This is a genomic window from Paenibacillus sp. UNC496MF, assembly GCF_900113915.1.
Classification (GTDB): domain Bacteria; phylum Bacillota; class Bacilli; order Paenibacillales; family Paenibacillaceae; genus Paenibacillus_Z; species Paenibacillus_Z artemisiicola.
On record NZ_FORE01000010.1, the window covers coordinates 141,210 to 151,740 of the forward strand.

The window sequence follows — 10,531 nt, forward strand, 5'->3', positions numbered from 1 at the left end:
GAGGCGGGCCCATTGGCGTCGGCCATGGCGATCGGGCTGCAGCAGCTGGCCCCGTACGTGCGGTACGCGCAGTACAACGAAGGCGACGAGCGCTATCGGGTGCCGCGCCGAATGATTTACGACTACGAGTTCATCTATCTGACGCGAGGCAGCGCCTTGTTCACGCTCGGCGACGAGGAGAGGCTGCTGCAAGCGGGCGACCTGCACGTCATTCCGCCGCTCGTCTGGAACGCCTGCCGGGTGCCGGAGGGCGGGTCGTTCGCCTATTACGCCTGCCATTTCGACCTCGTCTATTTGGGGCGGGAGCTGGATTTCCCCGACGATGTCTATGTACGGGTCGACTACGCGAATCTGCCGGAGGTGCCCGTGCAGGAGGAACTGCTGGAGCGGCCCGTGCAGACGTTCGCGGACGTGGAGCTGCCGCCGTTCGTCCATACCGGCGCGCCGCACCGGTTCAGCGAACGCTTCGCCGACTTGCTCGCCCTGTTCGAGCGCCGGCCGTTCGGCTACGAAGCGCGGATGCGCGCCTGCCTGCTCGATCTCATCGGCCTGCTGCTGGAGGAGACGCATACGGCGGAGGGCGTCCGCCGGGACAGCCCGCACCGGGCGATGATCACGGAGCTGGTCGCGATCCTGCGCGGCGGCGACGGGCCGCAGCCCGAGGCCGGGCTGGAGGCCGTCGCGAGCCGACACGGCATGACGCCGAAATACGCCCGCGCGCTGTTCAAGCAAGCGACGGGCCTGTCCTGGACGCAGTATCTGACCCGGCAGCGCATGGAGCGGGCCAAGGAGCTGCTTCGGCAGGGCGGCTTGTCCGTCGGCGAGATCGCGCAGCGGTGCGGATACGAAGACCTGCATTATTTCAGCCGTTTATTCAAGAAGCTGGAGGGCCTGCCCCCGCGGGCCTACGGGGAGTCGCTGCGCGGCCCGACGTGAGCGGACGCGCAAGAGAGGGATGGCGCGTCCATCGTAAAGGCGCGTGAGTGTCCCGACCCTTACGTGCGCCGCCAGCCTCCGCGGCATCGTCAACGCCCGTCGACCGAAGTTCTGCGGAACCGACCGGCTTGACGCAGCCCGTCATCGGCCTCCGCGGCCTCCGCTTTCGCCGTTTGTGCAAAAGCCCGCGCCGGCGCTCCAAATACACGCAAGCCTCCGCCGGGGTAGGATGAAAGCGATGGCAAATTCCGAATCCGGGAGGCGGACGCGCATGGCGAAACCGTACGAGGTCGCGGTCTATTATTTTCCGAACTATCATGTCGACAGGCGCAACGAGGCTTGGCACGGCGAAGGCTGGACGGAGTGGGAGCTGGTGAAGCGGGCGACGCCGCGCTTCGAGGGACACGATCTCCCGAAGGTGCCCTTGTGGGGCTACACGGACGAGGCGGATCCCGCCGCCATGGCGCAAAAGATCGACGCGGCCGCGGATCACGGCGTGGATACGTTTATATTCGATTGGTACTGGTACGAGGACGGCCCTTACCTGGAGCGCGCGCTGGAGGAGGGCTTCCTCGGCGCGGCCAACAACGAACGGCTGAAGTTCGCGCTGATGTGGGCGAACCACGATTGGATCGACATCCATCCGGCGCCGCGGAACGCGCCGTACAACACGCTGGCGCCCGGCGGGGTCAGCCGGGAGGCGTTCGCGCGGGCGACCGGCCATATGATCGCCGCTTATTTCAACCGGCCCAATTATTGGCGGGTGGACGGCAAGCTGTACTTCTCCGTCTACGAGCTGATGAGCCTCGTCCAAGGGCTCGGCGGCCTCGATGCGGCGCGCGCGGCGCTGGACGACTTCCGGGCGCGGGTGCGCGCGGCGGGACTCGGCGAGCTGCACGTGAACGCCGTCGTGTGGGGCGTGCAGATCCTGCCGGGGGAGGAGAAGATCGCGAACGCGGAAGACATGCTCGCCGCGCTCGGCATCGACAGTGTGTCCTCGTACGTGTGGATTCACCACCAAGAGCTGTCGTCGTTTCCGGAGACGCCGTATGCCGAGATCGCCGAGAAATCCGCGGAAGACTGGGAAACGTTTTCCGGGCAGTACGGTCTGCCGTACTTGCCGAACGTCACGATGGGCTGGGATTCCTCACCGCGCACGATTCAATCGGACCGGTTCGACAACCTCGGCTATCCGTACATGGCCATGCTGTCCGGCAATTCGCCGGAGCGGTTCCGGCGCGCGCTCGAACGGATGAAGGCGTTCCTGGAGCAGGATGTCAACGGCTTCCGCGCCTTCACGATCAACGCGTGGAACGAATGGACCGAAGGCAGCTATTTGGAGCCGGACACGACGAACGGCTTGGCGTACTTGGAAGCGATCCGTACGGTGTTCGGACGGTAGCGGCCGGATCGGGAGCACGCAAAAAGGGGCTGTTCCCTCGTCATTCGCGGAGAATGACGGGGAACAGCCCCTTGTCGTCCGTCGGCACGGTTCGAAATTACATTTTGCCTTCGGTGAAGATTTGGAACGGGATGCCGAACTTGTCCGTCAGCGTGCCGTACGCGGAGCTGAAGAACGTCTCTTGCAGCGGCATCTCGATCGTGCCGCCGTCGGCCAGCGCGTTGAAGATGCGGGCGGCTTCTTCGGCGTCGCCCAAGGTGATGCAGATCGTCACTTGGTTGCCGGCCTTGACCTCTTGGCCCGGGAACGTATCCGAGAACATGATGTCGGATTCGCCGATGCGGATCATGGCATGGCTGACCAGGCTCTTCGCGGACTCCGGCAGCGGGAAATCGGGATTCTCCGGCATCTCGCCGAACGTCTGCTTGAACAGCGGCGTGGCGCCCAGGGCGCGTTCATAGAATGCGATGGCATCCTGCGCGTTGCCGTTCATTACGAAATACGGGGTCAAACGCAAAGACATGGCTCAAACAGCTCCTCTATATTGAGATGGGTACGGGCTTTACAGGGCTAGCAACCCTATCCAGTATCGCCACAAACCCAGTATATATGATCGAACATATGTTCGCAATAGCAAACGTGAAAAAACCTCCCGAAGGAGGTTATTCAGTTTCTAATTGGCTTTAGGCATACATTCATTATGTTTAGATTCAGAGTATTTATTGCCTTATTACTCAATACAATAACTGCTTGTTCTGCTGAGTAGAAATCTAGAATCGAGAAAATTCCATCATTCGGAATAATAGGCGGAATTAACGAGAAACAAGTTAACTCACTGTGAAAAACTAAGTAGATTATTACTTTCTAATGGCGATAGAATTGGTTGGATATTTCCGGTAAACTCTCTAATAGATAGAACATACATTCCAGACGAGAAATGGGCTCAGGTTTATTCAAACTTTGCACTTGAGGCTCTGGCTCTCTTTATGATCACGAGCATTAACAAGAAGGAAAGAAAACTCAGTTATTGCTAGACCATTTAAATTAATTTCGCCACAATTTAAGCTAATACTGCTATCGCCGTAACTATAAGTTATACCGTCTTTCGTATGCGCATGGTTACCTGTATGAATATCTAATAATTTAGATATTGTCTTTTCGAGTAGACTCATATTCTCCTCAATATAAGATATTGTATTTTTCTTGAGCAACAACCCAACACTCATTTAAATTACCAAATGAATCTGAATTTGGATTAAGAATTTCTCTAAAGGCAACTTCAAAATAAGCCCTTTGAGCGTCACCAATACGTTTGGCGCTTTGAGAAATTTCATCTAGTACAATTAATAACTGACCCAGGCCTAATGATGGAGGATTATCACAAAATGATAAATTGGTAATTGTTTCATAGATAGAAGTTAAGTTTGTATATATATTTGTCTTTATTAACTTTTTGCATGCACTTCCGAATCCGGTCATAGCTTGAACTTTACTAAATATACTTGGAACACTTACACCAAAGGCTCTATTTAATTGATCTGGCGCATATTCGTCTTTCTGATACTCCCAACCATCGGAAATTGTATTAATGTGATTGATCAAGTGATTGTAGAGTTGAAGCAAAGTTAACATATCTTCAGTGTCTGACTGATAATTTTCAAGAAAGTCAAGTTCCTTTAACTGTGTAACCAAAGTTTCTTTATCAAACGATTGCGGAGTTCCAGTGGAGTATGAATAAAACAAATCAATAACATCAGAAAACTTATATTTACCTAGTCCTCGTGCGCGGCTTTCATCTATTTCACGAACAACTGTTATTCCATCTGGAAGTTTGTCAGTATCAATATAGTCATTGTATAACATTTCTAATTGATGCCTAAACGACATAGGAGTTTGGCCGGTATTCAGTGTTAACATTCGATAAAGTATACCCATTTTTGAGAGACCTAAGTAGACTTCAACTCTAATTATATGATTTTTTAATGCTTCAATTTGTGATTGGTGAATTGAGTCTTCCAATGCAGCCTTAATTGTATAACTTCTTTGTAGTCCATCTAAAATAATAAGTTCTTTGTTTTCAAAGGCTTCCCCAATAAATTTATTTAATTGGTCATGTGAATTATCATCAATAAACCCTTTAGCAACAACTTCTGTAACTAACGGAGCAATTCGAGTGCCAAATTGTTCAGTAACAGCTAGTATTATTGGTGGCATGATACACCCTTGTAACAAATCTCGTCTCAATAGAGTGTAAACATTGCCTTTTGGTTGTTCTTTGCGTCTTTGTAACTCATTCTTCGTTAAAATATTTTCAGCAACACTCCAATATTCTTGAATATTTAAATCTAAAGAAAGGTTAAGTCCCCTTATTTTCTTGTCAATTAACCAGCTTCCTAGATTCATAAATATCTCCCTTAAGTATGGATTCTTAAAGTATATTTTAACTCATTTTGAATCAAAATATAGCTTTTTATGAGATTTTTTCCTTCTGACCATCAGCGCGTAGATCAGGACCGCGCCGACGTCGAGGGCCGCGATCAGGATGCCCATCGGCACCGCCGTATCGCTGCCGGCGATGCCGACGAACGGCGCCACGACGGAGCCGAAGATGAACGCCATGAGCCCCTGCAGCGCGGAGGCGCTGCCCGCGTTGCTCCCCTGGCTGCGCATGGCGAACGAGAAGCCCATCGTGGACACGATCCCTACGCTGGCGACGACGAAGAACAGCGGCGGCAGCACGAAGCCGAGCGGCGCATGGGCGAGCAGCATGGCCAGCAGCGCGACGCCGCCGGCCGCGGCCAGGCCGAGCCCGGCCGCGAGCAGCTTCGCCTCGTCGACCCGGCCGGCAAGCCGTCCCGCCAGCTGGCTGGCGCAAATAATGCCGAGGCCGTTCACGGCGAAGCAGAGGCTGAACACTTGCGGCGAGACGCCGTACACGTTCTGCAGCACGAACGGCGAGCCCGAGATGTAGGCGAACATCGCGGCCATAACGAAGCCCTGCGCGAGCGCGTAGCCCATGAACGACCGGTCCGCGAGCAGACGGCGGAAGGTGCGCAGCGTGTTCCCGATGCCGGCCTGGGAGCGGCGCGACGGCGGGAGCGTCTCGGGAAGGCCGAGCAGCACGGCGAGAAACATGGCGAGGCCGATCGCGCCGAGCACGAGGAACACGCCGTGCCAGTCGGTGACGTGCAGCAGCTGCCCGCCGACGATGGGGGCGGCGATCGGGGCGATGCCGTTCACGAGCATGAGCTGGGCGAAAAATTTCGTCAGCTCCGTGCCGCTGTACAGGTCGCGGACGACCGCCCGCGAGACGACGATGCCGGCGGAGCCGGCGAGGCCCTGCAGGAAGCGGAGGGCGATGAAGGCGCCGATGCTCGGCACGAACGCGCACAGCAGCGAAGCGGCCGCGTAGAGCAGCAGCCCGACGAGCAGCGGGCCCCGGCGTCCGCGCACGTCGCTGACCGGGCCGGCGAACAGCTGTCCGACCGCGAGGCCGATCATACAGGCCGTCAGGCTGAGCTGGGCGAGCGACGTGCTCGCATGCAGGTCCTCCGCGAGCTTCGGCAGCGCCGGCAGGTACATGTCGAGCGAGAGCGGCCCGAACGCGCTCAGCGAACCGAGCACGCCCGCCGTCCAGAGCCTCCGGGAGCGGGGCAGCGCGGCGGACGATTCGGGAATCGGGGATGAAGACACGGCGAACAAATCCTTTCCGTTCGGTACGTTCCGTTTCATAGAAGCAGCGCTTATCGAGTCTCCGCGCGGTAACAAGCTGCACTCATTATAGGGAGCGGTTCGCGGCGCTGTCAACGAACGAGCCCGAACGGTTTCCGTCCCCAAGGCGCGTCCGGCAAAGCCGCCGTTCCCGGATGCGCGGGATAATCCGAAGGAAAAGCCGGCATACTATCCCCGAATCAAAAGGAGGGATTTCCCATGCATACTTGGCAGCGCGGTCTAGGCGCCGGCATGCTGTCCGCGGCGCTTCTGCTCTCGGGGACGGCTTGCGGCGGCAAGGGCGGCAATAATGCCGGCAACGGGGCGGCGAACGGCGGCAACAACGCGGCCGGCGGCGCGGGGACCAATACGGGCGAGGCCGCCGGCGGGAACAACGCGGGCGCGGGAGCCGGCACGGCCCTCGCGGCCGTCAAATCGGCCGGCGAAATCACGGTCGGCACGGAGGGAACGTACGCGCCGTTCACGTTTCACGACAAGAGCGGCAAGCTGACGGGCTTCGACGTGGATATCGCGCAGGAGGTGGCGAAGCGGATCGGGGTAAAGGCGAAGTTCGTGGAGACCAAGTGGGACGGCATGCTGGCCGGACTCGACGCCAAGCGGTTCGACATGGTCGCGAACGAAGTGACGATCCGGGACGACCGGAAGCAGAAGTACGATTTTTCCGATCCGTACATCCTGTCGAAGGCCGTGCTGATCGTGAAGGACGACAACACGTCCATCAAGAGCTTGGCCGACCTGAAGGGCAAGAAGTCCGGCCAGTCGCTCACGAGCGATCTCGGCGACATCGCCAAGGCGAACGGCGCGCAGATCGTGCAGATCGACGGCTTCAACCAGGCGATCGACCTGCTGACGTCGGGCCGGATCGACGCGACCGTCAACGACAAGCTGTCGTTCCTGGATTTGAAGAAGCAGCGTCCCGACGTGCCGATCAAGGTCGTGGCGGAGACGGACAACGTCTCGCAAAGCGGGCTGCTCTTCCGCAAGGGCGGCACGGATCTCGTCGACGCGGCGAACAAGGCGCTGGCGGACATGAAGGCGGACGGCACCTACTTGAAAATCTCCCAGACCTATTTCGGCGAGGACGTCTCGAAGTAAGAGAAAGCGGGTTGGCAACATGAGCGAACATACGGAACGATACCTGCAGATTTTCGCCGATTCCTTCCTGCCCCTGCTGCGCGCGGGGCTTGCGTTTACCGTGCCGCTTACGGTGATCTCGTTCGCGCTCGGCCTCGCGCTGGCGGTGGCGACCGCGCTGGCGCGGCTGTCGGACTTCCGGCCGCTTGTCCTGCTGGCGCGCTTCTACGTCTGGATCGTCCGCGGCACGCCGCTGCTGGTCCAGCTGTTCATCATTTTCTACGGCCTGCCGAGCCTCGGCATTCTCATCGACGCGTTCCCGGCGGCGGTCATCGGGTTCTCGCTCAGCGTCGGCGCCTACGGCTCGGAAATCGTCCGCGCGGCGATCGTCTCGATTCCGCGGGGCCAGTGGGAAGCGGCGTACTCCCTCGGGCAGACGCGGGGACAGGCGCTGCGGCGCATCATCCTGCCCCAGGCCGCCCGGGTATCGGTGCCGCCGCTCTCGAACTCGTTCATCTCGCTCGTGAAGGACACGTCCCTGGCGGCGGCCGTGACGGTCACCGAGCTGTTCCAGAAAGGGCAGCAGATCGCGGCGGCGACGTACGAACCGATGCTGGTCTATTGTGAGGTCGCGCTCATCTACTTAGTGTTCTGCACGGTGCTCGGGGCGCTGCAGCGGCGGCTGGAACGGCATTTCGACCGGTATGCCGCCGTCTAGCGGACGGTCCGGGACGCCGTCCGGAAGGAGGGATCGCTCATGATCGAAGTTCGCCGGCTGACCAAATCGTTCGGCGGCCTGGACGTGCTGCGCGGCATCGACCTGACGCTCGAGAAAGGGAACGTGCTCGTCGTCATCGGGCCGTCGGGCTCCGGCAAGTCGACGCTGCTTCGCTGCCTGAACGTCCTGGAGACGCCGACGTCGGGCACCGTCGCGGTCGGGGGCGCGCGGCTGGAATTCCGGCCGGGCGCGAAGCCGCGGCAGGCGGACGTGCTCGCGCTGCGCCGCCGGTCGGGCATGGTCTTCCAGGCGTATCACCTGTTCCCGCATTTCACGGCGCTGCAAAACGTGATGGAGGGCCAGGTGACGGTGAAGCGCGCGCCGAAGGCCGAAGCGAAGGACAAAGCGCTGCGGCTGCTCGCGAAAGTGGGCTTGGCCGACAAGGCCGACGCTTACCCGCACCAGCTCTCCGGCGGCCAGCAGCAGCGGGTCGGGATCGCGCGGGCGATGTCCATCGATCCCGAGCTGCTGCTGTTCGACGAGCCGACGTCGGCGCTCGATCCCGAGCTCGTCCGCGAGGTGCTGAAGGTCATCCGCGAGCTGGCGGAGGAAGGGCGGACGATGATGATCGTCACGCACGAGATGAAGTTCGCCCGCGAGGTGGCGGACCGGATCGTGCTGCTGGACGGCGGCGTCATCGTCGAGGAAGGCCCGCCGGAGCAGCTGTTCGAGCGGCCGCGCGAGGAACGGACGCGGCGATTCTTGTCCCTGCTGATGGAGCGGGACGGGTGACACAAGGCGAGACGGCATAGCAAAAAAGCCGGCCCCCGGTTCGGGGGCCGGCTTTCTTTTTGGCTTCGGCTTCGGAGCGCGCTTCCCCGCGCGGGCTAACGCGTCAATGCCGGCCGCCCTTGCCGGTAAAAGTCGTAGTCGGGATTCGGCGTGCCCGTCAGCCGGTCCTTGAGCAGCTTGGCGAGGATGGAGCTGTAGACGAGCCCGTTGTCGCCGTAAGCATAGAGGAAGAAGCAGCGCGGGAAGTCCCCGTATTCCCCGATCATCGGGAGGCCGTCGTGCGTCCCGCCGTAGAAGGCGGCGAGATGGAATTCCGCTTCCGTCGCCGCGGCGATCGCGGGAAACCGGTCGGCCAGCTCTTTCATCAGCCGGTCCCGCTTGCCGGCCAGGCGGGAATCGCGGTCCTCCGCGATCGCGGTCCCTTCGTCGAGCCCGCCGACGATGACGCGGCGGTCCCGCGTCGTGCGCAGGTAGATGTACGGCCGGGCCGTCTCCCAGACGAGCGTCCGGCCATGCCAGCCGTCGAACGCGTCGAGGGGCTTGGTCACGACGGCGTACGTGCTGAGCAGCAGCGCGTTTTTGTCCGGCTTGAAGGACATCGTCTCGTAGCCGGCCGCCACGATCGCCCTGCGCGCCCGGATCGTAGGGCCGCCGGCGGTGCGGAACGCCACGTGGTCGGCTTCGTCGACCCGGCCGGTGATTTCCGTCTGCTCGTAGATCGCCGCGCCCCGGGCCTTGGCGCCTTCGATCAGGGCGACGTTGTACGCGAACGGGTTGATCTCCCCGTCGTTGCGGACGTAGATCGCGGCGGGACGCGAGAACGGGTAATGGCGGCGGATCCGGTCCCCGGACCACCATTCGGCGTCGAAGCCGTGCTTCGACAAGTAGCCGAACTCCTGCTCCAGCTTCGGCAGGTCGGCCTCGCTCGCGGCGCAATACAGGCTGTCCCTGCGCGCGAATTCGACGTCCCGCGGCAGCGCCCCCGCGTCGGCTTCGATATCCGAGATCGCCTGCCGGCAGCGTTCGGCGTGCCGGATCGCCGCTTGTTCGCCGAAGCTGTTGACCAGCTCGAACAGCATTTTGTCGCCGAGGTATTGCAGGAGCGCCGTATTCGTCAGCGTGCTCCCCCAGCCGACGCGCCGCTTGTCCGCCACGACCACGTCGAGCCCCGCGCCGCTCAGCTCGTAGGCGCACTGCGCCCCGGAGCTGCCGCCGCCGATGACGAGCACGTCGCAGGCGATGTCTTCCCGAAGGGTCGGATACGCCGGCGCGTCCTGCAGCGTCGTGGGCCAGTACATCTTGCCGGTATGAAGATCCAAGCCGATCCCTGCCTTTCGTTTCATGTCGCGTTAGTGTGCGCCGGAGCCGGAAGAAACATGTCTGCGGCCGCGGTCCGGCCCGCGGCGGTCGTCCGGGCGGCGAGGGAACGCCGAAAAGCACCCTTGCCGGTAAGGGTGCTTGTCTCGCTGGGGATGAGGGTCCGTCCGGCGGGAGGACCCGTCCGGGCGATGCCGGTTCGTTCGGGCAATGCGAGCCTTATCGGCCGGCCGCGGTCCGCCGCGGGTTCGGGCCGGCGGCGGCCGCGAAGCCGGGTCCCGCGCGGAGCGGCCCGGCTCCGGCGGCTTTGGGCAGGCGGCCTTTCAGGAGCTCGAAGACGGTGCCGTGATTCGCCGTCCTCGGCGTCAGCGTGCCGAACGTCATGATATGATTGAAGCGCAGCAAGAACGCGAAATCGTCGTAAGACATGAGGGAAGGCTCCTTTCGGCGGCCCCGGCGGGCGGCCGGTCGTTGTCGTATGACATGTACCCTTCCGCCGCGCGGGCGAAACAGAGGGCCGTGCCTTGCCGGATAGTCGCGTGCCGTTTTGCACCGCCGCG

General features: G+C 60.6%; 10 protein-coding genes. 5 read left to right on the forward strand and 5 right to left on the reverse strand.

The genetic code is table 11. From position 1 onward, the window contains the following. Positions 1-12 precede the first annotated feature (12 nt). Together BMZ79_RS18500 and BMZ79_RS18505 are read left to right on the forward strand one after the other, a co-directional pair. A complete protein-coding gene (locus tag BMZ79_RS18500) occupies positions 13-936 on the forward strand; it encodes a helix-turn-helix transcriptional regulator (protein ID WP_090642360.1) in 924 nt (307 codons plus the stop codon). 271 nt (positions 937-1,207) lie between these two features. After that, on the forward strand, positions 1,208-2,338 hold the full coding sequence (locus BMZ79_RS18505; RefSeq protein WP_177222198.1) for a glycosyltransferase WbsX family protein: 1,131 nt from the start codon (positions 1,208-1,210) through the stop codon (positions 2,336-2,338). Between the two features lie 97 nt (positions 2,339-2,435). Here BMZ79_RS18505 and BMZ79_RS18510 read toward each other — a convergent pair whose 3' ends face one another. The 3 genes from BMZ79_RS18510 to BMZ79_RS18515 form a co-directional block, all read right to left on the reverse strand. Then, positions 2,436-2,861, reverse strand: coding sequence for a VOC family protein (locus tag BMZ79_RS18510; RefSeq protein ID WP_090642363.1), 426 nt, complete (start codon positions 2,859-2,861; stop codon positions 2,436-2,438). 656 nt (positions 2,862-3,517) lie between these two features. Beyond that, positions 3,518-4,741, reverse strand: coding sequence for a hypothetical protein (locus BMZ79_RS33660; protein ID WP_143088993.1), 1,224 nt, complete (start codon positions 4,739-4,741; stop codon positions 3,518-3,520). Between the two features lie 42 nt (positions 4,742-4,783). Further along, positions 4,784-6,070, reverse strand: a complete 1,287-nt coding sequence (locus BMZ79_RS18515) for a multidrug effflux MFS transporter (protein WP_090642364.1) — start codon at positions 6,068-6,070, stop codon at positions 4,784-4,786. A gap of 198 nt (positions 6,071-6,268) precedes the next feature. Between BMZ79_RS18515 and BMZ79_RS18520 the strand changes: the two genes are divergently transcribed. Genes BMZ79_RS18520 through BMZ79_RS18530 form a run of 3 tightly spaced genes read left to right on the forward strand, consistent with a single transcriptional unit; the run spans position 6,269 to position 8,654 of the window. Further along, positions 6,269-7,165, forward strand: a complete 897-nt coding sequence (locus BMZ79_RS18520; RefSeq protein ID WP_371263740.1) for an amino acid ABC transporter substrate-binding protein — start codon at positions 6,269-6,271, stop codon at positions 7,163-7,165. 19 nt (positions 7,166-7,184) lie between these two features. Next, positions 7,185-7,862 carry an amino acid ABC transporter permease gene (locus tag BMZ79_RS18525; protein ID WP_090642366.1) on the forward strand — a complete coding sequence of 226 codons (678 nt, stop codon included), beginning with the start codon at positions 7,185-7,187 and terminating at the stop codon, positions 7,860-7,862. Positions 7,863-7,901: 39 nt separating this feature from the next. Beyond that, the gene (locus BMZ79_RS18530) at positions 7,902-8,654 is read left to right on the forward strand and encodes an amino acid ABC transporter ATP-binding protein (RefSeq protein ID WP_090642367.1); all 753 of its coding nucleotides are present in this window, start codon (positions 7,902-7,904) and stop codon (positions 8,652-8,654) included. A 95-nt stretch (positions 8,655-8,749) separates the two neighbouring features. Here the strand turns inward: BMZ79_RS18530 and BMZ79_RS18535 are convergent, their stop codons facing one another. After that, the gene (locus BMZ79_RS18535; RefSeq protein ID WP_090642369.1) at positions 8,750-9,973 is read right to left on the reverse strand and encodes an NAD(P)/FAD-dependent oxidoreductase; all 1,224 of its coding nucleotides are present in this window, start codon (positions 9,971-9,973) and stop codon (positions 8,750-8,752) included. Positions 9,974-10,190: 217 nt separating this feature from the next. Next, the gene (locus tag BMZ79_RS18540) at positions 10,191-10,400 is read right to left on the reverse strand and encodes a hypothetical protein (protein WP_090642370.1); all 210 of its coding nucleotides are present in this window, start codon (positions 10,398-10,400) and stop codon (positions 10,191-10,193) included. Between the last annotated feature and the right edge of the window lie 131 nt (positions 10,401-10,531).